The sequence below is a fragment of the Kouleothrix sp. 19917 genome (assembly GCF_057073505.1).
Window position 1 is genome coordinate 4,723,953 of the sequence record NZ_CP097099.1, and the last position, 22,801, is coordinate 4,746,753.

The 22,801-nt window shown below is 61.1% G+C and carries 20 protein-coding genes; 16 read left to right on the plus strand and 4 right to left on the minus strand.

What is annotated here, in order from left to right; all coding sequences use genetic code 11:
• Positions 1 to 7: 7 nt before the first annotated feature.
• Both M1P90_RS19200 and rfbD read right to left on the minus strand, forming a co-directional pair.
• Entirely contained in the window at positions 8 to 949 is a 942-nt protein-coding gene (locus M1P90_RS19200; protein ID WP_483696904.1) for a glycosyltransferase family 2 protein, read from the minus strand.
• Positions 946 to 1,806: a dTDP-4-dehydrorhamnose reductase gene (gene rfbD / locus M1P90_RS19205; protein ID WP_483696905.1), complete on the minus strand. Its 861-nt coding sequence runs from the start codon at positions 1,804 to 1,806 to the stop codon at positions 946 to 948. Before rfbD ends, M1P90_RS19200 begins: the two co-directional genes overlap by 4 nt.
• A 221-nt stretch (positions 1,807 to 2,027) precedes the next feature.
• Here rfbD and M1P90_RS19210 point away from each other — a divergent pair, with 221 nt between their 5' ends.
• The 14 genes from M1P90_RS19210 (at position 2,028) to M1P90_RS19275 (ending at position 17,573) form a co-directional block, all read left to right on the plus strand.
• Positions 2,028 to 2,489 carry a chemotaxis protein CheW gene (locus M1P90_RS19210; RefSeq protein ID WP_483696906.1) on the plus strand — a complete coding sequence of 154 codons (462 nt, stop codon included), beginning with the start codon at positions 2,028 to 2,030 and terminating at the stop codon, positions 2,487 to 2,489.
• A gap of 6 nt (positions 2,490 to 2,495) precedes the next feature.
• Complete coding sequence (locus M1P90_RS19215) at positions 2,496 to 2,954, plus strand: chemotaxis protein CheW (protein WP_483696907.1); 459 nt, start codon at positions 2,496 to 2,498, stop codon at positions 2,952 to 2,954.
• A complete protein-coding gene (locus M1P90_RS19220; protein WP_483696908.1) occupies positions 2,938 to 4,512 on the plus strand; it encodes a methyl-accepting chemotaxis protein in 1,575 nt (524 codons plus the stop codon). Before M1P90_RS19215 ends, M1P90_RS19220 begins: the two co-directional genes overlap by 17 nt.
• 2 nt (positions 4,513 to 4,514) lie before the next feature.
• The gene (locus M1P90_RS19225; protein WP_483696909.1) at positions 4,515 to 6,737 is read left to right on the plus strand and encodes a hybrid sensor histidine kinase/response regulator; all 2,223 of its coding nucleotides are present in this window, start codon (positions 4,515 to 4,517) and stop codon (positions 6,735 to 6,737) included.
• 53 nt (positions 6,738 to 6,790) lie between these two features.
• On the plus strand, positions 6,791 to 7,153 hold the full coding sequence (locus tag M1P90_RS19230; protein WP_483696910.1) for a response regulator: 363 nt from the start codon (positions 6,791 to 6,793) through the stop codon (positions 7,151 to 7,153).
• Positions 7,154 to 7,293: 140 nt separating this feature from the next.
• Positions 7,294 to 8,439, plus strand: coding sequence for a chemotaxis-specific protein-glutamate methyltransferase CheB (gene cheB, locus M1P90_RS19235; protein WP_483696911.1), 1,146 nt, complete (start codon positions 7,294 to 7,296; stop codon positions 8,437 to 8,439).
• On the plus strand, positions 8,436 to 9,971 hold the full coding sequence (locus tag M1P90_RS19240) for a CheR family methyltransferase (RefSeq protein ID WP_483696912.1): 1,536 nt from the start codon (positions 8,436 to 8,438) through the stop codon (positions 9,969 to 9,971). The genes cheB and M1P90_RS19240 overlap by 4 nt, the downstream gene beginning before the upstream one ends.
• Positions 9,972 to 10,090: 119 nt before the next feature.
• Positions 10,091 to 11,095: a PP2C family protein-serine/threonine phosphatase gene (locus tag M1P90_RS19245; protein ID WP_483696913.1), complete on the plus strand. Its 1,005-nt coding sequence runs from the start codon at positions 10,091 to 10,093 to the stop codon at positions 11,093 to 11,095.
• 89 nt (positions 11,096 to 11,184) lie between these two features.
• On the plus strand, positions 11,185 to 12,795 hold the full coding sequence (locus M1P90_RS19250; RefSeq protein ID WP_483696914.1) for a tetratricopeptide repeat protein: 1,611 nt from the start codon (positions 11,185 to 11,187) through the stop codon (positions 12,793 to 12,795).
• Between the two features lie 48 nt (positions 12,796 to 12,843).
• The gene (locus M1P90_RS19255) at positions 12,844 to 13,275 is read left to right on the plus strand and encodes an ATP-binding protein (RefSeq protein ID WP_483696915.1); all 432 of its coding nucleotides are present in this window, start codon (positions 12,844 to 12,846) and stop codon (positions 13,273 to 13,275) included.
• On the plus strand, positions 13,268 to 13,621 hold the full coding sequence (locus M1P90_RS19260) for an STAS domain-containing protein (protein WP_483696916.1): 354 nt from the start codon (positions 13,268 to 13,270) through the stop codon (positions 13,619 to 13,621). The genes M1P90_RS19255 and M1P90_RS19260 overlap by 8 nt, the downstream gene beginning before the upstream one ends.
• 214 nt (positions 13,622 to 13,835) lie before the next feature.
• On the plus strand, positions 13,836 to 14,249 hold the full coding sequence (locus tag M1P90_RS19265) for a response regulator transcription factor (protein ID WP_483696917.1): 414 nt from the start codon (positions 13,836 to 13,838) through the stop codon (positions 14,247 to 14,249).
• A gap of 76 nt (positions 14,250 to 14,325) precedes the next feature.
• The gene (locus tag M1P90_RS19270) at positions 14,326 to 15,948 is read left to right on the plus strand and encodes a sensor histidine kinase (protein ID WP_483696918.1); all 1,623 of its coding nucleotides are present in this window, start codon (positions 14,326 to 14,328) and stop codon (positions 15,946 to 15,948) included.
• An 89-nt stretch (positions 15,949 to 16,037) separates the two neighbouring features.
• Positions 16,038 to 17,573, plus strand: a complete 1,536-nt coding sequence (locus tag M1P90_RS19275) for an HD domain-containing phosphohydrolase (protein WP_483696919.1) — start codon at positions 16,038 to 16,040, stop codon at positions 17,571 to 17,573.
• A gap of 71 nt (positions 17,574 to 17,644) precedes the next feature.
• Here the strand turns inward: M1P90_RS19275 and gyrA are convergent, their stop codons facing one another.
• Together gyrA and M1P90_RS19285 are read right to left on the minus strand one after the other, a co-directional pair.
• Positions 17,645 to 20,143, minus strand: a complete 2,499-nt coding sequence (gyrA, locus tag M1P90_RS19280; RefSeq protein ID WP_483696920.1) for a DNA gyrase subunit A — start codon at positions 20,141 to 20,143, stop codon at positions 17,645 to 17,647.
• Between the two features lie 238 nt (positions 20,144 to 20,381).
• Positions 20,382 to 21,119, minus strand: a complete 738-nt coding sequence (locus M1P90_RS19285) for a metallophosphoesterase (RefSeq protein ID WP_483696921.1) — start codon at positions 21,117 to 21,119, stop codon at positions 20,382 to 20,384.
• Between the two features lie 148 nt (positions 21,120 to 21,267).
• Here M1P90_RS19285 and M1P90_RS19290 point away from each other — a divergent pair, with 148 nt between their 5' ends.
• Entirely contained in the window at positions 21,268 to 21,948 is a 681-nt protein-coding gene (locus tag M1P90_RS19290; protein ID WP_483696922.1) for a Crp/Fnr family transcriptional regulator, read from the plus strand.
• Positions 21,949 to 22,091: 143 nt separating this feature from the next.
• Positions 22,092 to 22,772, plus strand: coding sequence for a DUF3307 domain-containing protein (locus M1P90_RS19295; RefSeq protein ID WP_483696923.1), 681 nt, complete (start codon positions 22,092 to 22,094; stop codon positions 22,770 to 22,772).
• The last annotated feature ends 29 nt before the right edge of the window (positions 22,773 to 22,801 follow it).

Here is a 22,801-nt window from a genome sequence, read left to right on the forward strand (position 1 = left end):
GGGCTCCTTACGAGGTTAAGGTCGACGCCAGCTCCGGCGTCGCAGCGTGCGCAAAACGGTTCAGGCGCTTGCGCAGAAAGAGCGGCAGGGCAACAATGCCGGCCAGCTGGCCGCGCAGCCGCGCGCGCGCAGCTTCTTCACGTACATGCAGCAGCGCCGCAGCGGTGAAGCGCAGCTGCGCCAGAAGAAAGCGCGGCCAATTGCGGCGGATCAGCGCGCCGGGCATGTTCTTCGCCCACACCAGAATGAAGTTGCGCCCACAGTAGTAGCTGGCCAGCTTGCCGCCGCCGGTTGCGCTCAAACGATGATACACCACCGCCTGTGGCACAAACACGGTTCGCAAGCCACGCAGCCGCGCGCGCAGGTTCAGGTCAACATCTTCGCAGTACATCACCAGGTCTTCGTCGAGCACTTTGCCGCGCTCGCTCAGCGCCTCAAGCGCCTCGCGGCGGTAGGCAGCCGCGCCAGCGCACGGGCCAAACACTTCCTGCATCACCGAAAACTGTGGCGCGTCGTGCTGCCACACGCCCCGGTTGCCCGGCACGCCATCGGTGCGGTAAAAATCGCCCGCCGAGTGAATGAACTCGCGCCGGTCGAACAGCATGAGCTTGCTGGCGGCAAAGGCGTATTCGGGGTAGCGATCCAGCGCGCCCACAAGCTGCTCGAGCCAGCGCGGCTGCACTTCGGTGTCGTTGTTCAGCAGCACCACATATTCGCCACCGGTCGCGTCAAACGCGGCGTTGACCGCCACGGCCAGCCCACGGTTCTGCTGCAGCGCAATCACCTGCACCTCGGGGTAGTGGCGGCGCAGCAGCTCACACGAATCGTCGGTCGAGCCGTCGTCGACCACCACCACGCAGAAATCGCGGCGCGTCTGGCGGCGCAATGCCTCCAGACAGGTGGGCAGAAACGCGGCCCCATTATAGTTTGGGATAATGATGTCGATCATGATGTGCTTGGGCTCGAAAGCGCGCCCTGCTGAATGCCTGCAATATTTTCGGCCAGCGCTGCCTGCCAGGGCCGCAGCTGAATACCCAGCGCCGCCGCAGCCAGGTTCGCCAGCGGGGTGAATGGCGGCACCACGCTGTCGCGCTTGTAGTCGGCCAGCCCAATCGGGTCGAGCGCGGTGCGGAAGCCGGCCTGGCGCACAATTTCGGCGGCAAACTCGTAGCGCGAGCAATGCCCGCTGTTGACCAGATGATAGGTGCCGTAGAAAGGCGTTTCGATTAGCTGGGCGATGCCAGCCGCCACATCGGGCGCGTAGGTCGGGCTGCCCACTTCATCCGCAACCAGCGCCAGCCGCTCGCGCTCGGCGGCCATGCGCAGAATGGTGCGCACAAAATTGCGCTCGCCGCCAAACAGCCACGCCACCCGCACAATGTAGAAGCGATCCAGCAGCTCGCGCACGGCCTGCTCGCCGGCCCACTTCGAGCGCCCGTAGGCATTAATCGGCGCGGCGCGATCATACTCGAAGTACGGGCTTGTTCCTGCCCCGTCGAACACCTCGTTAGTGCTGATATACACGAGTGGCGCGCCCAGTTCGCGGCAGGCCAGCGCGACATACTGCGTGCCCAGGCCATTCACCCGAAAGGCCAGCTCGGGGTCGCGCGCGCATCCATCCACATTGGTATAGGCGGCGGGGTGTATCACCAGGTCGGCGCCGGTAGCGACAAGCTGCGCCACACAGGTTGGGGAACCGAGTTCCAGCTCGGCGTGGCCGAGCGCAACAAGATCGTGCGCCGGGCCGAGCTGGCGCTGAAGCGCCTGCCCAAGCTGGCCGTTTGCGCCAGTAATCGCAATTCGCATGGTAAGCCTGTTCCCTGCTGCTTCGCGCCCTGCATGATAGAAGATCGTTTCCTGAACGTCAAATCTGCCGGCGCTGCAAAAATAAAACGCGCTTCCCGAGCCTGTGTCGTTGAGTACTGCTGAATTGAATACCCCAGTACCACTGTTAGGCTTGACCTTGCCATTGTTTCCGTAGTATCCTGCCAGTAACGTTTCCGGCTGTCTGAAGAGGTAGATCTACCTTGACGACGAGCGCAACACACCTGCCGCCCGCCGCGCCCCTCGACACGCTGCTGATCTCGCTGGGCGGCGAAACATACGCCCTCCCGTCGAGCAGCGTGCGTGAAGTTATTCGCTACCGTGAGTACACGCCGGTGCCGGGTGCGCCGCCAATCCTGCCAGGTATTCTCAGCCAGCGCGGCCAGATCCTGCCGATTGTAAACGCCTACCCACTGCTTGGCCTGGCAGCGCCGCCCGTGAGCCGCGCTACCCGCCTGGTGATTATTGCGCACAACGATATCGATCTGGCTTTACTTGTCGAAGCGGTGCACGATCTCGCCGCGATCGACCTTGAAACGATTGAGCCGCTGCCAGTCGCGCTCGATCCCGCTCGCGCGCGCTTTCTGCGCGGCCTCGTTCACGCCGGCGAACAGCTTGTCCCTTTGCTCGATCTTGCAGAGCTCATCGCCAGCGTGCGCGCTTGAGATACTATGACGGCCGATCCGCTGCTGATAATTCAAACCGCCTGCCGCCACTACGCCGTGCGCCGTCGTGATATTGCTTCCATGCGCCTGATCGCCGATCTGGCGCAGCTGCGCGCCCCCGGTGCCTTCGACCGCCCCTGCCTCGACGTGGAACTTGGCCCGCTGCTCGACCCAGCCGACCAGAGCACCAAGCGGCGACGCCATGCCCTGGTTGTTTCGATTCGCCGCCGCTATGTCGCGTTTCTGGTCGACACCGTCGACACGTTTGTCGATGCCGAGGCTGCCGAGCCGCTGCCGCTCTTGCTGAGCGAGCACTTGCAGCAGCCCTGGGCCATTGGCGTTCTGCGCCAGAGCGAACAGCTTATCGTTCTTCTCGACATTCTTGCCATTGCCCGCAGCGCAGTGCATTCCCCGCCGTCAGCCGCCGATACCAAAGGTAGTACGCCATATGTCTCAGGGTTCTAATTCAAATCGCCTTGCGCGCACCATCGCAAGCAGCTCAAATAGTGAGCACGAGCGCAGCCAGTTGCTTGGGCGCAGCGCTATCAGCCTGGGTGCGGCCGCAGCCGTAGGCAGCCTGATGCTATTGCTGCTCAATGTGTTCAGCGCCCTGCCCGCGCCACTATTGAATGGTGTTGTGATCTTTCTGCTCGTGCTGGACGCCGCATTCACCATAGCAACGCTCTGGCTGCTTCGCCAGAACATGTATCAGCTGGCAACCGTTGTGTTTCTCTACTCCGCTGTTGCATTTATTACCATCGCCGTATACCTTGTTGGTGGCGCATCCAGCCCGCTTGCGCTCTTTTATTTTGTGCCAATCACTGCCGGCGGGCTGTTTGGGCGCGGCCGCGACAGCCTTCGCCTGTTTGCTGTTTCGGTGCTGTGCTATGGCACGATTGTGGTGCTTCAGGGCTTGAACATCCTCACCCCCATGATCGAGTTGCGCGGGCTGAGCAACGACATACTGGAGCTGGTGGCCTTTGCGTCGATCGGCGCGCTGATGGCCTACCTTGCGATGGTGTGGGCCAGCAGCACCGCGCATTTTGCCGATCAGGCCGGCGCGCAGGCCGATGCGTTGTTTCAATCAAACCAGAAACTGCTCGAAAAGAATATTCAGCAAATCGAGCTTGGCAGCGAGCTTTCCACCGCCGCCGCCGAACTTCTTGCCGCATCGCACCAGCAGGCCAGTGGCGCAACCGAGCAAGCCAGCGCGGTGTCGCAGGTCAGCACCACCATCGAAGAATTAGGATCGACCGCCCGCCAGATTGCAATTGCCGCCGAGCAGGTTGCCGATGCATCGCGCCAAACGCTCGAAAACCTGAGCGAAGGCCAGGACGCAGTTGACAACAGCATTCAGGCAATGGAGCGTATTCGCGGGCGCATGCGCGATGTTTCATCGCGCGTGCTGAACCTGGGCGAGCGCTCGCAGCAAATTGGCGAAATCATCGACCTGATCAACGATCTTTCTGACGAAACGCATCTGCTGGCGCTCAACGCCGCGATCGAAGCCGCAGGCGCGGGCGAGCACGGCCGCCGTTTCGCGGTCGTCGCTGCTGAAGTCAAGAGCCTGGCGAATCGCGCGCTCGCCGCCGCCAAGGAAGTGAAGGGTGTGATCGCCGAAATTCAGCAAGCCACGAACTCGGCGGTGCTGGCGGCGGAAGAAGGTGGCAAGGAAGTCGAGCAGGGCGTTGAGCTTGCGCACAGCGCCGGCGAGGTGATGAACGCGATTGTGATGGTGGCCGAGCGCACAGCGCAAAGCAGCGGCGAGATCAGCCTGGCAACCGCGCAGCAGCAAAGCGCCAGCGAGCAGGTGGTTGAAACCATGCGCGAAATCGCCGACGTGGCCCGCCAGACGGCAGCAGGCTCGCGGCAAATGGCCGAATCGGCCCAGATGCTTACGGCCATTGCCGAGCGCCTGCACGGCCTGGTATACGACGAGACGCACAACAGCTCAACAGACGCCGAAATGGCCGCAATCGACCGCCGCATGCGCGCGATTGCTGGCAATAATGGAATGACATAGCCGTGGATCTTACGTCATTCTACAACCAGTTTCGCGACGAAACCGCCGAAAATGTGCGCGTGCTGAACGAAGGCCTGCTGGCGCTTGAGCCGCTCGCCGCCGACGACCCAGCCCGCCGCGCGCATATCGACGCGATCTTCCGCGCTATGCACACGATCAAAGGCTCGGCACGCCTGCTGGGCTTCGAGGCGGCTGGGCGTCTGGCGCACACCTGCGAGCATATTCTTGGCGCGGTGCGCGAAGGGCGCCGCGAGCTTGATCGCACCCTCGCCGACGACTTGCTGCGCGGCGGCGACGCCATTCTTGAGCTTGTGAATGCCGGCGTCGAGGGTCGCGCTTCAGAAATTGACGCTGAAGAAATGGCGCGCACGCTTGGCCGTGGCACCCGCGCTGAACTCGCCACAGAACTGCCAGCACCGCGCCCAGCCGACACCCCGCCAAGCCCGCCCCTGCCCGAAGCAAACACTGCTGCGCGCGCGGCGCGCGGCCCGGCACGCCAGACCATCCGCGTGCGCGTCGACCGGCTTGATCGCCTGCTCAATCTTGCTGGCGAGCTCGCGGTTGGCCGCCAGGTTCAGGTTTCGCACAGCCAGACGATGCACGATATTCTCGACCTTGTTGTGCAGCAAGAGCGGGCACTCGTTGGCCTGGAGCGCGAGCTGAAGCAGCTGCGCTTTTCAGCATTGCAGCGCGAAATGCTGGATAAACATCTCAACACTGCGCTGAATACGGGCGAGCGCGCAACCCGCCTGCTTCGCGCGCACACCGAACGATTTGGCCAGCACGTCAACCAAACCAACCAAATCATCGAAGATCTTGAGCAGGAAGTAATGTCGGCGCGCCTGCTGCCAATTTCAACGGTTTTTGCCACCCTGCCGCGCGCGGTTCGCGAACTTGCGCATGAAACCAGCAAGGAAATCGAGCTTGTGCTCGAGGGTGAAACCACCGAGCTGGATCGCAAAATCATCGAGGCGCTGAACGACCCGCTGCTGCACCTCATCCGCAATGCCGTCGATCATGGCATTGAAGTGCCCGATCTGCGCGAGCAGAAGGGCAAACCGCGCAAAGGCACAATCCGCGTAAGCGCGCAGGCAATGGGCGCGTTTGCCCAGGTGCGCGTGCACGACGACGGGCGCGGCATGTCGCCTGCGAGCATGCGCGAGGCAGCGGTGCGGAAAAATCTTTTTGCCCCCGAGATGGCCGCCGCCCTGACCGATCAGGAAGCACTCGATCTGATCTTTCTGCCCGGCTTCAGCACCGCCCAGATGATCACCGATATTTCGGGACGCGGCGTGGGCATGGATGTGGTGCGAACGAATATCATCGAGCTGGGCGGGCAGGTACAGATCGAATCATCACCCGGGCACGGCACGACGATCACGCTCTCGCTCCCCCTCACGCTGATGACCACGCGGGTGCTGCTGGTGGAAGTTGGCGAGCAACTGTTTGCGTTGCCCGCCTCGGGCTGCCAGGGCAGCACCTGGGTCTATGCCGAGCGCCTGCAAACCGTCGAAGGGCGCGCCATGCTGCCGCACAATGGCCGGCTCGCCTCGCTGCTGCGCCTGGCCGATCTGCTCGATGTTGGTGGGGCACGCCTGCTGCCCACGCGGCAGCGCATGCCCGCTGTGCTGGTTGGCACGCAGCGCCCGCTGGCGGTGCTGGTCGACCGCCTGATCGACGAGCGCGAAGTTGTGGTGAAACCGCTCGGGCCACTGCTCGAAAAGCAGCGCCGTTTCAGCGGCGCGATTCAGCTTGGCGATGGTCGGCTGATCCTGCTCATCAACCCGAGCGAATTGCTGCACACTGCGCGTGGCATGACACTCACCGCCCCGCCCGCCGAGCGCGTTTCTCAGCGCCGCCAGGCGCACCTGCTGGTGGCCGACGATTCCTTCACCACACGCGAGCTAATTCGCTCGATCCTGCAATCGGCCGGCTACCAGGTAACAACCGCAATTGATGGCTTCGATGCCCTTGACAAACTGCGGGGCGAATCCTACGATCTAGTTGTGAGCGATGTTGAAATGCCGCGTATCGACGGATTTTTGCTCACAAATACGATTCGAACTGAACTGGGCTTAGCCGATCTGCCCGTTATTATTGTCACCAGCCTCGCCTCTGAAGCGCATCGCCGGCGTGGGCTCGAGGTTGGCGCGCAGGCGTATATTGTAAAAAGCCAGTTCAACCAAAATAGCTTGCTTGAAACAGTCCAGCAGCTTCTTGCATAACCACCCTTCACGCTGGGGCGAAAATTGTTTCGCCTCACCCACTGGAGCATCCAATGTCCGAAAAAATTCTTGTCGTTGATGATAGCAAGCTGGTGACCGATATTGTGAAAATGCGGCTGAGCATGTATGGCTACGACGTGCGCCTGGCCCACAGCGGCGAGGAAGCGCTCGAAAAAATAGCAGAAGAAATGCCTGATCTGATGGTACTGGATGTGCAGATGCCAGGTATCGACGGCTATGAAGTATGCCGCCGGCTGCGCGACAATCCAGCCCTCGATGAATTGCGTATAATCATGTTAACATCGAGTGATGATAAGCACGCCGCCTTTGAAGCTGGCGTGGACGATTATCTTAACAAAGATATCGACCTGCTCAATTTACCCAATCGCGTCAAGCATATTCTTGAAATGCAGTGAGTTGTTGGCCTGGCGTTCATGCGCCAGAGTACGGCTCGGCATCCATATCGAAGCCGGGGGTGAACCCTCGGCAATAGCTAACCGTCGCTTCAAAGCCGGCACGCAGGCACATTAGCACGACAATTTCGAAACAGGCACCCATGAGCGAATCAATTCGCATTCTTATTGTTGACGACTCCGCGCTGATGCGGCAAGTGATTGCTGGCCTGCTCGAGCAGGACCCGGCGCTTAAGGTCGTTGGCAAAGCGCGCAATGGCCGCGAAGCCATCGCGCTGGTCGAAGAACTCCGGCCCGATATCGTGACCATGGACGTGCGCATGCCAGTGATGGATGGTCTTGAAGCGACCGAATACCTGATGGCGCACAGCCCGACGCCGATTCTTGTCGTCACCTCTTCGCTTGAGCGCTACGACATTGATATTACGTTCAAAATGCTCGCCGCTGGCGCACTTGAAGTATTTGAAAAGCCAGCTGGTCGCGATCAGGCCCAGCTGGCGCGAGCCGGCCAGATGCTTATTCAGCGCATCAAGGTGCTTGCACGCGTCAAAGTCGTTACGCACCTGCGCGGGCGCCGCCGCAGCAACCCAGAATCGCGGCGCGAGGTCGTTGCGGTTGTGCCGCCGCCCCTGCCGCCCGAAAAAATGCCAGCAGTGCTGCCGCAGCCGCGTCTCGGCCCACTGCCACCTTTCCCGCTGGTGGTTATTGGGGCCAGCACTGGCGGTCCGCGCATCGTGAACCAGATCATTAGCGCCTTGCCGAAGGATTTTCCGGCGACTGTCCTGGTGGTTCAGCATATTGCTGCCGGGTTTAGCAGCGGCATGGCCGAATGGCTGAGCTACAGCAGCTCGCTGCCGGTGCGGCTAGCCCAGGAAGGCCAGGAACTGCTGCCTTGTACTGCACTGATCGCCCCCGACCAAACCGACTTGCTGATCACGGCCGAGCGTAAAGTGCACCTGAGCGATAACCCGCTGCTGCTGCAACGCCCCTCGATCGACATTTCGATGCAGGCCGCCGCCGAGATGTTTGGCGCACGGGCGATTGGCGTGCTGCTCACTGGCATGGGCCGCGATGGCGCATACGGCATGCTCACGATCAAGCGCGCCGGGGGCTACACCATTGCGCAGGACGAAGCCACCAGCACGATTTTTGGCATGCCACGCGCGGCAATTCACCTTGGCGCAGCGTGCGATGTATTGCCCGCCCATGCCATCGCTGCGCGCCTGATTGAAGTGGTTAGCCGCCAGATGCGCGCACCTGTTGCGCTGGATGCGCGAGATAGCCTATGAACCGCCACGCCAAGCCAAGTGAATCGTCCGACGCAGGGCCACCCAAGTCTGCGGCAGCGTTTTCGCCTGAAGTGTTTCTGTTCTTCCGCGATGCGCTGGCACGCTACAGTGGCGTTTTCCTCGACCACGCGCGGCAGCGCCTGCTTGAACAGTCGGTGGCGCGGCGCCTGGCAGCCACCGGCGACACGCTCGCGGCCTACCAGCGGCGAATTGGCATGCCGCAAGGCGCGGCCGAACTTGCGCGCCTCGCTGAACTGGTGCTCAATCACGAGACAATGTTTTTCCGCAACGGGCCGCACTTTCAGGCATTGCGCCAGCAACTTCTGCCCGAGCTTCATGCGCGCAAGCCCGCTGGCGCACCACTGCGCATCTGGAGCGCTGGCTGCGCCACTGGCGAAGAACCATATTCATTGGCAATTGCCGCATTAGAAACACTCGGCCAGCCGCTTCCCCGCCCGGTAGAAATTCTCGCAACCGACCTGAGCGAACCAGCCTTGCAGAAAGCACGCGCTGGCCTGTATCGCGGCCGAACGCTTCAAAATATCACGCCAGAACAGCTTGATCGCTATTTTACCCCGATCGCAAACGATTATGCGGTTGGCGATTCCGTGCGCTCACTGGTGCGTTTCGAACAATTAAACCTGTTGGAGCCGTTCCCGGCAATTACGCAGGGAATAGATATCATCTTTTGCCAGAATGTGACGATCTACTTTCAGCTCAAAACCTGCCAGGCACTGATTGCGCGCTTTTATGAGTGCCTGCCCACAGGTGGGCTGCTTTTCCTGGGTTTTTCGGAAACACTTTGGAACGTATTCGAACATTTTTCGACGCGAGAAGTTGCTGGCGCATACGTTTATTCGAAAGGACACACGCAATCGGCCCGGCCTTTGGGGCCAGCGCCCGCGCCCCAGGCGCGCCGCAACAAAACGGGCGCATTGGCTCAGCCGCCGGCACAGCGCGCCCCCATAGCAGCGCCGCTCGCGGGCGGGCGGGCAGGCCACATGACGCCGGCCAGTGATCGCGCGCTGCTGACGCGCGGCTCTGAATTGCTGCACGCCGGCCACTACGATGAAGCCCTGGAGGTGTTGCGCCATATTCCTTTGCGCTCGGCAATTGTGCCCGAAGCACTGACTTTAATTGCGCGCGTGCACGCCGACCGTGGCGATCTCGATTTGGCGAGCGCCGAAGTGCAGCGCGCGATTGAAATGGATGCGCTGCACCACGATGCCTACCTGCTGCTGGGACTGATTGCCAGCCGCCAGGGCCAGTGGCTCGCCGCCATTCAGCAGCTCGAGCGCGCCCGCTACCTGAATCGCGATGCGCCAATTGTCTCGTATCACTTAGCTGAGGCATACCGGCAGGCCGGGCGCGCAGAAAAAGCTCTACATGAATATCGCAATACACTGCAAAAGCTGCAAAAACACCCGCCCGGAGAATTATTAGATGGGGTGGCGGTGAGTTGGCTCGCTGAAACGTGCCAGCGGCATATCGAATCTATATCGCGCTCGATATCGAGTAAACCAGGGGCGTAAAGCCCCTTTACTATCTACACTAGTATATGTCAAAGTACTCTCTTGCTCTAAAACGTCGACTACCTGCGAGCTTATTCGCTCATGCTGCGCAGCGCCGAACGGTGCGAAAAGCCCAACCTGTGCCAGCACCTGCTGCGCCCGCACCAAGCATGGAAGAATTACGCCGCCAGGCCGAGATCGAGCATGATCTGCGATTGGCGCGCGATATTCAGCAAGGCTTGCTGCTCGAAGCGGTGCCACGCCTGCCCGGCTGGGAAATCAGCGCGATCTCGCTCCCGGCGCACGATCTGGGCGGCGACCTGTATGATTTTCTGCCAATGGCGAATGGATGGCATGGCATCATGATTGGCGATGTTTCGGGGAAGGGCTTGCCCGCAGCGTTACGCATGGCAGTGGCGCGCACGGTTTTTCGCCACGCGGCCCGGCGCGATGAAGGCCCTGGCATAACCCTTGCGGCAACCAATAGCGGTATCATGTCCGAGATCCCGCAGGGAATGGTCACCATGCTCTACGCCAAGCTCGACACGCTGCGTGGCGATCTCTGGCTGGCGAATGCCGGGCACAACTACCCGATTATTATGAGTGGGCAAGTTTCCGAGCTTGAGCTTTCCGGGCTACCACTCGGCGTCGATGATGAGGGCCAGTACGAAGAAGCACACACGTGCATCGAGCCGGGCAATACCGTCGTACTCTACACCGACGGCGTGGTTGAGGCCGGGCCACCAGAAGGCGAAATTTACAGCTACAGCCGCCTGGAGCACATGCTGCGCGCCCATGCACACCTGAAGCCGCGCGCGCTGGTGGCGGCGCTGCTGCAAGAGCTGCGTGCCTGGAATGGCCACCAGCAAGCCGACGACATTACCATGGTCGTAATTCGGCGGCGGCTGGCCGACCCCGGGGCCGAACTGCGCAGCATTGCCGATGATGTGCTGGGCGCAGAGCGCGCCGCTGAACTGTGGCAAACGCTTGATCTGGGCGGCACGGGGGCAAGCGCGGCGCACTGGGCCGAACGCCTGCCACTGCTGATCGGCCAGGTGCAAAGCCGCTTTGGGCGCGGCTTTGCCCGCGAGCTGCAGGCACAGCTGCGGCTGGCTCTGGAAGAATATCGTTTGGGTGGGGAATGATGCGGGGCCACGTGGCCATTGGAGCTAAACACAACCCTGTTGGATACGAATGACTGGCGGAACCACACGCGTCGCCAGGGAGCGACTCTATGACGACCAATGAACCCCTTAATTTCATGCCGCTCGACCTCGACACCTTCAGTGGGAGCGAGCGATTCATGGCCGGCACGCGGCTTGGCGCGGCGTTTAGCCAGGGTATTCGCGCCTATTTGCGTGCAGCCTACAGCGACGCGATCGAGCATTTCAAGGCCGCCCTGATTGCTGCCTATGTCGAGGGCGAAGAGCAAGCTCAGATCTTCGACCGCGAGCGCGCAATTATCTACCTCTACATTGGGAACGCGCTGGCGTTTCAGGAAGATTGGGAAGGCGCGCTGCGCGAGTACCTGGAAGCAGTGCAGACCGACCCGGAACTGGCCGAGGCGCACTACAACCTTGGGGTGGCGTTTGCCTCGCGCGGCCAGATCGACCGGGCGATTGCCGCCCTGAAGGAAGCGCTTGAGCACAACCCACGCCTGTACGAGGCGCATTTCTCGCTGGGGCGCTGCTACCAGCGGCTCGACGACGCCGGGCGCGCGTATATTCACTACGATCAGGCGTGTAATGCGCGGCCGCAGGCCGCCGAGCCGCGCTACTACATGGGCCTGATGCACCAGGACCACGGCGCGCACGAGCTGGCCCAGCGCTGCTTCACCGAGGCCCTGCGCGTCGAACCAACCTTTATTTCGCCCGAAGTGCAGGACGAAGTCCTGGTGATGCGCTCGGAAGAAGAAGTGACGCAGTGGTACTACCGCCTGAGCCAGGACCTCAAGCACCAGGGTTATGAAGAAGAAGCCGAGCGCATTTACCGCGCGCTGCTGCAATGGCGCCCGCAAGAGTATCGCGCGCACTACATGCTTGGCAACCTGCTGGCGCGCGCACGCAAGCTCGAACAAGCGCTCGACGAATACAGCCAGATCCCCGCGCACAACCCGCATTACGCCGATGCGCGCATTCGCCTGAGCGCGATCTACAAGCTGCAGCGCAAGCTGCGCGAAGCGTATTTGGTATTATTCGAGTGCGCCAAACTCTACCCTCAGCAGGGCAAGCTCTTCCTGAACATGGGCAAGCTGCTGTACGACATGGGCCGAAATGCCCCAGCCACACGCGCATTCGAGCGCGCCGTGCAGCTGCTGCCGCGCGACCCGCAGGCGCACTACCTGCTTGGCTTTATGTACAACCTGACCGGGCATGAAAACTGGGCGCTCGCAGCATGGCGCAAAGCCGTCGAACTCGCGCCCGATGCCCATTCGCTGCGCTACGACCTGGGCTACATGTATGTGCGCCGCGAGCGTTTTGACCTGGCCGCCCAACAATTCGAGCATGTGCTACACTATTGGCCAGAAGATGTCGAAACGAATTTTATGCTGGGCGTGTGCTACAAAGAGCTGATGGAGCCTGGGCTCGCCGTTCCGCTCTTCGAAAAAGTGCTCCGGCGCAACCCGCAGCACACTCAATCGCTGTATTACCTGGGCGCAGCCTACCTGCAGCTTGGCAATACATCGCTTGGCAAAGCCTACCTGCGCCGCTACGACCACCTGCAGCGGCAAGCAGAGCAGAGCAGCGGCGCGCAGCGTTCGCAGCAGGCGCGCGCGCGTGCCGGGCGCGCAAGCGGCGCGGGAATGCGGCCTGCTTTGCTCAGCGCCGGGCGCGCTTCTTCCTGAGCATATGGTATGACATCCCGGCATACTGCTTTATAAAGGACAATACGCATGGAACAGGTGCTGGTTCATATTCCTTCCGACCCCCTGTTTGAGCGCGTGGTGCGCGCAAGCGCCAGTGAGATTGGGCAAGTGCTCGGCTTGACGCCCGAGCGCCTGGAAGACCTGAAGCTCGCCGTGAGCGAAGCCGTCAATAACGCAATTGATCATGGCAACCATCGTGAAAGCACAAAGCTGGTTGAAGTGACCTTTATGCTCGACAACGACAAGCTGGAAGTGCGAATCAGCGATCAGGGCAGTGGTGTCGAGCAGCCCGATTTTTCGCGGCGTATTGTTGAAGAACAAAATTTAGACAGCGGCATGCATCGCGGCTTTGGCATGTATTTGATGAGTGCCCTGGTTGACGATTATGAAGTTCGCTCGTCGCAGCATGGTACGATTATGACCCTGCGGCTTTATCGGGAGGAGCGATCACATGACTAATAACGAACGAACAAGCAATGATGTGATTCGCCGCGAAGAATTTGGCGATGTTGCAGTTCTGCATATCCTGACAACCAGTGTAGATACGAACTCAGCTGCGGCAATCGAAGCCAGCGCCACAATTTCGGCGATGCGGCCGATCACCGTGCTGGATTTTGCCAATGTCGCGTTTATCAATTCTGCTGGTATTTCGGCCTTGCTCAAGTTTGTTGTTTCGGCGCGCAAAGCTGGCAACAAATTGTTCGCAATGAACGTCAGCCCACACCATCAGAAAATCTTCAAGATGGTTGAAATGTCGCGCTTTATGCCAACAATTGAGGAGCGCGATCTGGCGGCCTATCGCTGAGCTTTGCACCCCGCCCTGAGCACATGACAGCCCGATTACAGATACGTCACCCATGCACGAAATACGTAACTTTACTGTCGAGATTTCGTTCACATGTGGTAAAATAGGCAATATCTGCATCAGGTCTATGCGTACAAGTACAGTCTGAATGCGGCCGCCTCACAGTGAAATCGCCCAAATAGTTATGTGTTCATAAGGATACGGAGGTCTTCCCATGTCATTGCCGACCAGCCCGGCCGTAACCAATGGTAGCACCCCACAAGTTTTGATTGTTGAGGATGATGCCGCGACCCGCAGACTCTATAAATTTATGTTAACAAATGGCGGCTACCCGGTGCTCGAAGCCGAAGATGGCGTTGCCGCCCTTGAGCAGTTAGCGAAAAATCACTGCGATCTTGTTATTACTGACATGAACATGCCGCGCATGGATGGCATGGAATTGATTCAGGCGATTCGCCGCGATTATAACGATGTGTATGTCATCCTGATCACGGCGTTCGGCACCCCCGACACCGAGAAGCAGGCGCGCCGCATTGGCGCGAACGATTACCTGGCCAAGCCGTTTGATTTCGAAGAGCTTGAGCGCCGCGTGCGCCTGTTCTTCGAAAGCCGCGCGCGCCCGGCGTAGCGTGATGCGCACACTGCTGGCTGCATAAGTGGCTGTCGAAGGCCATGGTTTGTTTTCGCCCGCAGTGCTGTTCACCATGGAGCCAGAACGCAGCGCTATTTATGAGCAGCTCGTGGCCACGCTGCACGAGGTGCTGGGCTGTAGCGGAATTGCCGTGCTCGCCCGCAACAACGCGGGTATCACCATCCATGCCCAATATGGCACCCCCGCGCTTCCTGCGCTTGTTGAATCATCCCCTTCGTTTACACCTTTTTTGGAACAGCTGGCGCTAACACACGAACCCGTGTTAGCGCTGCGTTCGTTGGCGGGTCTGCCGACGCCTGGCTCAGGCCGCGATTGGCTTGCATTACCCCTGGCCGCAAACAAAATTGTCTATGGCTATATCAGTTTGCTGGGCGAGTTCGATGGCGGCAGCGCATTGAGCGCACATGCGGTGATGCTTCAGGCAGCGCAAACCCTGCACTGGCTTGCCCGCTGGCAGGCAACACAAACCCAACAGGAGCAACTGCTCGATCTCGACGCCCGCATTCGCCACGCGCCCGACCAGGCCTCGGCGCTGGCGCTGATTGTCGATACGTCGATCGAGCTTACGAAGGCGAGCCACAGCTGTATTTTCGCAAACAATCAGGGGCGCGCGGTGATGCTGGCGCGGCGCGGCTATAGCCCCGAGGAAGCCGTGCTGGTGCAGCAAATCCCGCCGAGCCTTGAGCATGGCCTGAGCGGACGCGCATTTCGCGAGCGCGCGCCGGTTCGCTCCGACGATATCGAGCACGACCCGCAGGTGCTGCCGGCGCTGGCGAGCACGCGCTCGCAGCTGATTATTCCAATTGTAGCTGGCGAGCAGAGCCTGGGCATTATCGACCTGCAATCGCCGGCACTGGCGGCTTTCGCGGGGGCCGATGTTACGCTGCTTCAGTTGCTGGGGCAGCTTGCGGCAGTGGCGATGAAGCACCGCGGCGCACGCGCGCTGGCACCTGCTTCCGAAACAGAAATCATTGCTGAGCACGATCTGCTGCTTTCGTCGCGGCTGGCGGTGGTGAACGACCTGGCCGCAGGCGTGGCGCACGAGATCAACAACCCACTCACCACCATTCTGGGCTATACGCACTTGCTGCTGCGCAACCAGGACCTGCCAGAGGCCGCCCGCGACGATATTTCCCACATCATGGTGGAAGGTCAGCGCATTGCGGCCCTGGTCGAGCGCTTTCTGCGCTTTGCGCAGCCATCCTCAGGCGGCAAGATCCCGCTGCCAATCGACCAGCCGCTGAACGAGGCGCTGGGCCTGCTGCGCAACCGCGTCAACGAAGGCGGCATTCAGCTCACGCTCGATCTGCCAGCGGTGATGCCAATGGTGCTTGGGCAGGCCGGCCAGCTCGAGCAGGCATTCCTTGAGCTGCTGCAAAACGCCATCGAAGCTATGAGCACCAGCGATCAGCGCCAGCTTGGCATTGGCGTTGCCGAGCAAAACGAGTGGGTGCGGGTGACGATTTCCGACACTGGCCGCGGCATCCGCCCCGATCTGCTGACGCGTGTGTTCGAGCCGGGCTTTACCACCAAAGTCGACAAAGGCATTTCACGCGGGCTCGGGCTGGGTTTGTATGCGGTGCATATGATTGCGCAAGACCACTGGGGCCGTGTGGAAGTGCAGAGCCAGGTATGGCGCGGCAGCACATTTACGGTGTGCCTGCCGGCAATCTGACGATTTCGCGATATACGAGCGCAGCGCGTATCTCTCACTTTTGGCATAGCGATATACCTAGTAGCGAGTTGCACAATGAGGTAGAGTTCATGAGTACGATTGTTCAGCCAGAGCAGAATACAACACCCACGCGGGTGCTGATTGTTGAAGATGATACAAATGTCCGCGATTTCTGTGTGCGCCTGCTGCGCATGAATGGCTACCAGGTGGTCGCAGCCGAAAATGGCCGTGTCGCGCTGGGCGTGCTTGAGCAATCGCGCTACGATCTGGTATTTACCGACCTGCAAATGCCCGAAATGGGTGGCATCGAGCTGCTGCACGAGCTGCGGCAGCGCTACCCCGAAACCGATGCGATTGTGTTTACCGCGCACGCAACCGTCGAAACGGCCCGGCAGGCGCTCAAGCTTGGCGCGTTCGATTACCTTACCAAGCCGGTAACGGTCGATGACCTTGAGCGCACCGTGCGCCGCGCAATGGAGTGGCGGCACGTTCGCGAAGAAAAGCAGCGCCTTTCCGAAATTGTTGCGCTGCACGAGGTGAGCCAGACCTTTGCGTCGACGCTCGATACGGCGACGGCCGTGCGCGAAATTACGCGGCTGCTGTGGCGGCGCTTCGCCCCGCGCTCGCTTTCGCTCTCGCTGCTGCACCCCGAAGATAACGAGCTGGAGCTGCTGGCCCAGCGCGGCACCGGCATCGACCGCGCGCCGAATAGCCGCGTAACAGTCAGCGCCGCCGACGAGCGGGCGATCCTGGCCGGGCATGTCGAGCTGGTGGGCGAGGACGATGGACAGCTCGGCCCAAGCCACCTGGCGCGCATTACGCTGCGCAGCAATCAGCGGCCCGTGGGCATGCTCGAACTGTCGCGCGGCGTGGATCAGCCGGGCTTCGATGCCGAGGACCGCACACTGCTGAATGTATGCGCCTCGCATATCGCGGCCTCGCTCGATAATGCGCGCCTGTACCGCCAGCTGAAAGACCAGCACCTGGAAACGATCTCCGCGCTGGCCGCCGCGATCGATGCGCGCGACCCCTACACTGCCGGCCATTCCGAGCAGGTGCGCCGCTATGGCGTGCGCCTGGGCGAGGTGCTGCGCCTGCCCGCCGAGCGGGTCGAGTATATTCACTATGGCGCGCTGCTGCACGATATTGGCAAGATCGGCATTCGCGACTATATTCTGCTGAAGCCCGGCCCGCTCAACGACGAAGAATACGCGATCATGCAATCGCACCCAACGATTGGGGCCGACATTCTGCGCAAGATCAAGGCGCTGCGCGATGTGATCCCGATTATTGAGTGCCACCACGAGCGTATGGATGGGCGCGGCTACCCGCAGCACTTGCAGGGCGTGGCAATTCGCGAAGAAGCGCGCATTGTGTCGATTTCGGATGCGTATGACGCCATGACCTCGCACCGCGCCTACCGGCGGGCGATGGAGCCCGAGCAGGCATTCCAGATTTTGATGAATGGGCGCGGCACGCACTGGGACGGCAATTTTGTCGAAGTCTTTATTGACCTGATCAGGCAGGAAGGCCCGGCGCTGCTTCTGCCGCGCCCACGCCCGCCGCAGCTGGCGGTAAACAGCCTGCTCGACCGGCCGCGCGAAGTGGAAATGAAGCCGCGCTAACCCGGCCCATCGCAAACAATACAACGGCCCAGGCGAGTTTCGCCTGGGCCGTTGTGCATGGGCGGAGAAAGCTACTTGCCGCTCACTTCGTCGTGGTTGCCCTCGCCATTCATGTTGATCAGAACGTTCTGGCTGCGCTCGTCGTCGTCGCTCGGCTCTTCCACCGAAAGCGCGGCGACCTTATCGCCCTTGACGAGGTTCAGGATCGTCACACCCTGCGTGGAGCGGCCAAGCTGCGAGATATCCTCAGCCAGGCAGCGCATGACCGTGCCGCCAGTTGTGATGAAGGTCAGCAGCGAGGTTTCGTACACCACGCGCGCGGCGGCAACTTCATCGCCAGGGCGCAGCTTGAGCGTAATCACGCCGCCAGTGCCACGGCCCTTGGGTGGGTATTCCTCCACCGCAGTGCGCTTGCCGAAGCCGTTGGCAGTGACTACCAGCAGCAGGCCGTTGCTCTGCACCAGATCCATCCCCACCACGCGGTCGCCATTGCCCAGGTTGATGCCAATCACGCCACTGGCCGGCCGGCCCATCGAGCGCACTTCTTCCTGGCGGAAGCGGATTGTCTGGCCGCGCGCCGTGGTGATCAGCACATCCTCGTTGCCCTGTGTCATCGACACCCAGCCGAGCATGTCGCCATCTTCCAGGCCAATCGCGATCAGGCCGTTCGAGCGCACGGCGCTGTATTCCTTGAGAATGGTGCGCTTGATCTTGCCGCGCTGCGTCGCCATAATCAGGTACTCGCCTTCATCGAAGTCGGGCACCGACAGGATCGACGTGACCTGCTCGCCCGGTTCTAGCGAGATCAGGTTGACCAGCGGCAGACCCTTGGCAGTGCGGCCCGCGTCGGGCACTTCGTGCGCCTTGAGCTGGTAGACCTTGCCGCGATCGGTGAAGAAGAGCAGGTCGTCCATGGTCATGCAGGTCACGATGTGGCGCACAACATCCTGCTCGCGGGTCATCATGCCCTTGATGCCACGCCCGCCGCGCCGCTGCGTGCGGTAGGTGTCGGCGTTGATGCGCTTGATGTAGCCGCGCTCGGTGATGGTGACCAGCACCTTGATGTCGGGGATCAGGTCTTCGTCGCTGACTTCGCCATCGGCATCGGGGATGATGCGCGTGCGGCGCTCGTCGCCATATTTCTCTTTGAGGTACTGCAGGTCGGCCTTGATCAGGTGCAGCACCTTGCGCGGGTTAGCCAGAATATCTTCCAGCTCGGCGATCAGCTTGATGACTTCCTTGTACTCATCTTCGATGCGCTTGCGCTCCAGCGCAGCCAGGCGGCGCAGCTGCATGTCGAGGATGGCTTGCGCCTGAATTTCGCTCAGCTTGAAGTTGCGCATCAGGTTGTTGCGCGCGCTGTCGGCATTGCGCGACTCGCGGATCATGCGGATCACTTCGTCGAGGTTGTCGATTGCGATCTTCAAGCCTTCGAGCACATGGGCGCGCGCGCGGGCCTTCGCCAGATCGAACTCGGTGCGGCGGCGGATGACTTCGCGCCGGTGGTCGATATGCTCCTGCAGGGTGCGCTTGAGCGTGAGCACGCGCGGCTGCAAGCCCCCTTCGACCAGCGCCAGCATATTGACGCCAAAGGTCGTTTGCATCTGGGTATGCTTGTACAGCGCGTTCAGCACCTTCTTTGGCTGCGCATCCTGCTTCAGCAAAATCACCAGGCGCATGCCGCTGCGATCCGATTCGTCGCGCACGTCGCGCACGCCTTCGATCTTGCGCTCTTTCGCCATTTCGGCGATGCGCTCTTGCAGGCGCGCTTTGTTGACCTGGTAGGGCAGCTCGGTGACCACGATGTTGTAGGCGCTGCGGGCAGCTTCTTCGATATGTGCCTTGGCGCGCAGGGTGATGTGGCCCTTGCCAGTGCTGTAGGCATTGACAATGCCCTCGGTGCCGAGGATCATGCCGGCAGTCGGGAAGTCGGGGCCGGGGATGATTTTCATCAGGTCTTCGACAGTGGCCTCGGGGTTGTCGATCAGATGCATAATCGCGTCGCACAGCTCGGTGAGGTTGTGCGGCGGGATGTTCGTTGCCATACCCACGGCAATGCCAGATGCGCCGTTGAGCATCAGGTTGGGCAGGCGCGCGGGCAGCACCGTCGGCTCGCGAAAGGTACCGTCGAAGTTATCGCGGAAATCGATTGTGTCTTTGTCAATATCGAACAGCAGCTCTTCGGCAATCGCCGAGAGACGCGCCTCGGTGTAGCGCATGGCTGCGGGCGGGTCGCCGTCGACACTGCCGAAGTTCCCCTGGCCGTCGACCAGCGGGTAGCGCATGTTCCACGGCTGCGCCAGGCGGGCCAGCGCATCGTAGACCGACACGTCGCCGTGCGGGTGCATCTTGCCAAGCACATCACCAACGATACGGGCGCTTTTCTTGTAGGGCGTGCTGTGCCGGATGCCCATGTCCCACATGCCATAGAGGACGCGCACGTGCACCGGCTTGAGGCCGTCGCGTGCGTCGGGCAGCGCGCGCGACACGATTACGCTCATTGCGTAATCCAGGTATGCGGTTCGCATCTCGTCGTTGATGCTTACCGGCCGAACGATCCCGATTTCCATGCTGCCTCCAAAACGCGATCAGCGGCGGCATGTTGGCCGCCGGCTGACAATAACTCGTACTAAGCGTACAACTCGATTCTTGGCATATTATACCGCTAAAACGCGATTTTGTCCACCAAAATCAGAACATATTTTCTATGGATTTAAAGCGATGTGGCAGCTGGTTTTGAGGGGGAATTTGCGTAGCAGCGTGGGTGCCGTCAGGCGCAGGTACCCGGGGTGCTGTTCGCGTGGCGCGCTAGCTCGCTGGCTCGGCGGGGCTGGGTTGGGCAGCTGGCAGGCCACGCACGGCAACCGGCCCAAAGCCCAGGTAATCGCAGGAGGTGAGCTGGTAGTACACGCCTTCGATCTGCCCCTGCATGGCCATGGTCCAGTCGTGCGGGCGGTGGAGGTGCCCGTAGATACAAACGGCCGTGCCGGCGGCGGCGATTCTGCGGGCGAACTCGGTTGGTTTCCGATCAAGAAAGGGCGGGTAGTGAAACATCACAATGATCGGTTTACTACCGGCCGCCAGTTTCTGCGCCGCCTGCAAGGCCAGGTCGAGCCGAATCAGCTCGCGCTTGTAGACGGTTTCGTCTTCGCTGGGCTTGAAGCCGGGCGTGTCGGGAGTGATCCAGCCGCGTGTGCCGCACACCACCGCCTCGCCCACGTCCAGCGCGTCGCCCTGCACCACCGACATGCCGGGCGGCAGCTGGCGGCGCACGCGGCCGGCGCTTTCCCACCAGTAATCGTGGTTGCCGCGCGAAAGCACCTTGTGGCCGGGCAGCTCAGCGATCCACTGCAGGTCGGGCAGGGCTTCGGGCAATTTCAGCGCCCACGAAATATCGCCGGCAACCAGCACAGTATCGTCGGGGCGCACGCGCTCGCGCCAGGCCACCGCAATACGCTCGGGGTGCTGCTTCCAGCGATCGCCGAAAATATCCATCGGCTTGGGCTTCACTGTTGAAAGATGCAGGTCTGAGATCGTCCAAATCATCGCGCTATGATACCAGAGGCGTGCGTGCTTGCCAAACCAGCGCGCCGCACCATTGAAACGATTTGTTAATCCGTGATAAAGATCATAGTGTAAACGCAGCAGCGATCCTATAATAGCGTCAACATAACCACTACCCACGGGGGCACCAATGGACAAGCTCGAACTTCTTAAACACGTCAACGCCTTCGCCCGGCTCGACGACAGCCAGCTCGCCTTACTGGCGCGCAGCGTAGGGTCGCAGACGTTTCAGCGCGGCGAGACCATCTTCCACGAGGGCAATATTGGCAGCACCCTGTTCATGATCGTTTCGGGCCAGGTCCGCATTTATACCACCAGCGAGGCCGGCCAGGAACTCACGGTCACACTCTTCCGCGACGGCGACTTCTTTGGCGAAATGGCCCTGCTCGACGGCCAGCCACGCGCCGCCAGCGCCGAAGCGATGTGCCGCACGGTCACGCTCACGCTGCAACGGGCCGCCTTTCTGCACACCATCGACGTCTGCCCGGCAATCGCCGCCTCGGTGCTGGAAGTGATGACGGCGCGCCTGCGGCAAAGCAACGCCATTGCCGATCAGCTGGCGAATATGTCGGCCTCGCAGCGGGTGGTGCGGCAGCTACTTGGCCTGGCCTCGCGCTATGGCACGGCAGACGGCGGCATCATTCGCATCGACCTGCACCTCACGCAGGACGACCTGGCCAGCCTGTCGGGCACCACGCGCGAGACCGTTAACCGCGTGCTGGCGCAACTGCGCGATCAGGGCTTGATCCGCGTGGAACGCGCGCGCGTGAGCGTGCTCGACTACGAGCAGCTTGAGCAATCGCGCGAATAATTTCCCGTGTCCCTGAGCATTCTTTCGGCATATGCTCACCAGCGCTTCTGCACGCGTGCTTTCTCTACCATCAACGGTAGTTTGTATATTCATCCGGCCATCTTGCCGAATGCTTGGCAGCGATTTCATCCACAAGGAGAACCATGATGTTGTACCTGTTCCTGTTTGCGCACCTGTTTGCCGATTTCGTGCTGCAGCCCTACTGGCTGGTGTTGCGCAAGCGGCGGCTGGATGGCCTGCTGATCCACTGCGGCATTGTGCTGCTGTGCATGCTGGCGCTGCCGCTGTTCGAGCCCGCCACCCTGGCGCTGATCCCGGCAATGCTGTTGATCACGGTGGTGCATTTCGGTGCCGACTGGTCGAAGGTACATTATGGGCACCACATCCCCGGCCCGCCAATCGGCCCCTTCCTGCTTGATCAGGTCGTTCACATCACCACAATCATCGCCGTGCTCAGCCTGGCGCTGCCGCCCGCGACAGTGTGGAACGTGCATGCGTCGCCGCTGGCGCTGCTGGCCCTGTACGGCTCGGCCTATGTGGTGGCAGCTTTTGCAACCCCTATCGGCGTGATGATCTGGCTCGACCCAACTTCGTCGAACGCGGCGCTTTCGGGCGGGGCGCGATTGCGCAGCCTGCTGACGGGAATCTCGGTGGTGTCGATCACGCTGTTTGGCGGGCTGATTGCGCTGCCGACCACGCTGCTGGGAATGGCGCTGCTGCGGCGCTACCCGCAATCAAACCACCCGCTCGATCTGCCCTCGGGCACGCTGGCGGTGCTGTTCATTGGCGCAACAATGGGGATGCTGCTGGCCTTCTTGCGCTAAGGTTCGGTGGCTGGAAACAAAAACGGGCT

Bases quoted from the DNA above. Each gene is read 5' to 3' on its own strand.
- M1P90_RS19265 (WP_483696917.1), top strand. From the start codon at position 13,836: ATGTCATTGCCGACCAGCCCGGCCGTAACCAATGGTAGCACCCCACAA.
- cheB (WP_483696911.1), top strand. From the start codon at position 7,294: ATGAGCGAATCAATTCGCATTCTTATTGTTGACGACTCCGCGCTGATG.
- M1P90_RS19275 (WP_483696919.1), top strand. From the start codon at position 16,038: ATGAGTACGATTGTTCAGCCAGAGCAGAATACAACACCCACGCGGGTG.
- M1P90_RS19230 (WP_483696910.1), top strand. From the start codon at position 6,791: ATGTCCGAAAAAATTCTTGTCGTTGATGATAGCAAGCTGGTGACCGAT.
- M1P90_RS19215 (WP_483696907.1), top strand. From the start codon at position 2,496: ATGACGGCCGATCCGCTGCTGATAATTCAAACCGCCTGCCGCCACTAC.
- gyrA (WP_483696920.1), bottom strand. From the start codon at position 20,143: ATGGAAATCGGGATCGTTCGGCCGGTAAGCATCAACGACGAGATGCGA.
- M1P90_RS19270 (WP_483696918.1), top strand. From the start codon at position 14,326: ATGGAGCCAGAACGCAGCGCTATTTATGAGCAGCTCGTGGCCACGCTG.
- M1P90_RS19250 (WP_483696914.1), top strand. From the start codon at position 11,185: ATGACGACCAATGAACCCCTTAATTTCATGCCGCTCGACCTCGACACC.
- M1P90_RS19290 (WP_483696922.1), top strand. From the start codon at position 21,268: ATGGACAAGCTCGAACTTCTTAAACACGTCAACGCCTTCGCCCGGCTC.
- M1P90_RS19295 (WP_483696923.1), top strand. From the start codon at position 22,092: ATGATGTTGTACCTGTTCCTGTTTGCGCACCTGTTTGCCGATTTCGTG.
- M1P90_RS19285 (WP_483696921.1), bottom strand. From the start codon at position 21,119: ATGATTTGGACGATCTCAGACCTGCATCTTTCAACAGTGAAGCCCAAG.
- rfbD (WP_483696905.1), bottom strand. From the start codon at position 1,806: ATGCGAATTGCGATTACTGGCGCAAACGGCCAGCTTGGGCAGGCGCTT.
- M1P90_RS19200 (WP_483696904.1), bottom strand. From the start codon at position 949: ATGATCGACATCATTATCCCAAACTATAATGGGGCCGCGTTTCTGCCC.
- M1P90_RS19220 (WP_483696908.1), top strand. From the start codon at position 2,938: ATGTCTCAGGGTTCTAATTCAAATCGCCTTGCGCGCACCATCGCAAGC.
- M1P90_RS19240 (WP_483696912.1), top strand. From the start codon at position 8,436: ATGAACCGCCACGCCAAGCCAAGTGAATCGTCCGACGCAGGGCCACCC.
- M1P90_RS19260 (WP_483696916.1), top strand. From the start codon at position 13,268: ATGACTAATAACGAACGAACAAGCAATGATGTGATTCGCCGCGAAGAA.
- M1P90_RS19255 (WP_483696915.1), top strand. From the start codon at position 12,844: ATGGAACAGGTGCTGGTTCATATTCCTTCCGACCCCCTGTTTGAGCGC.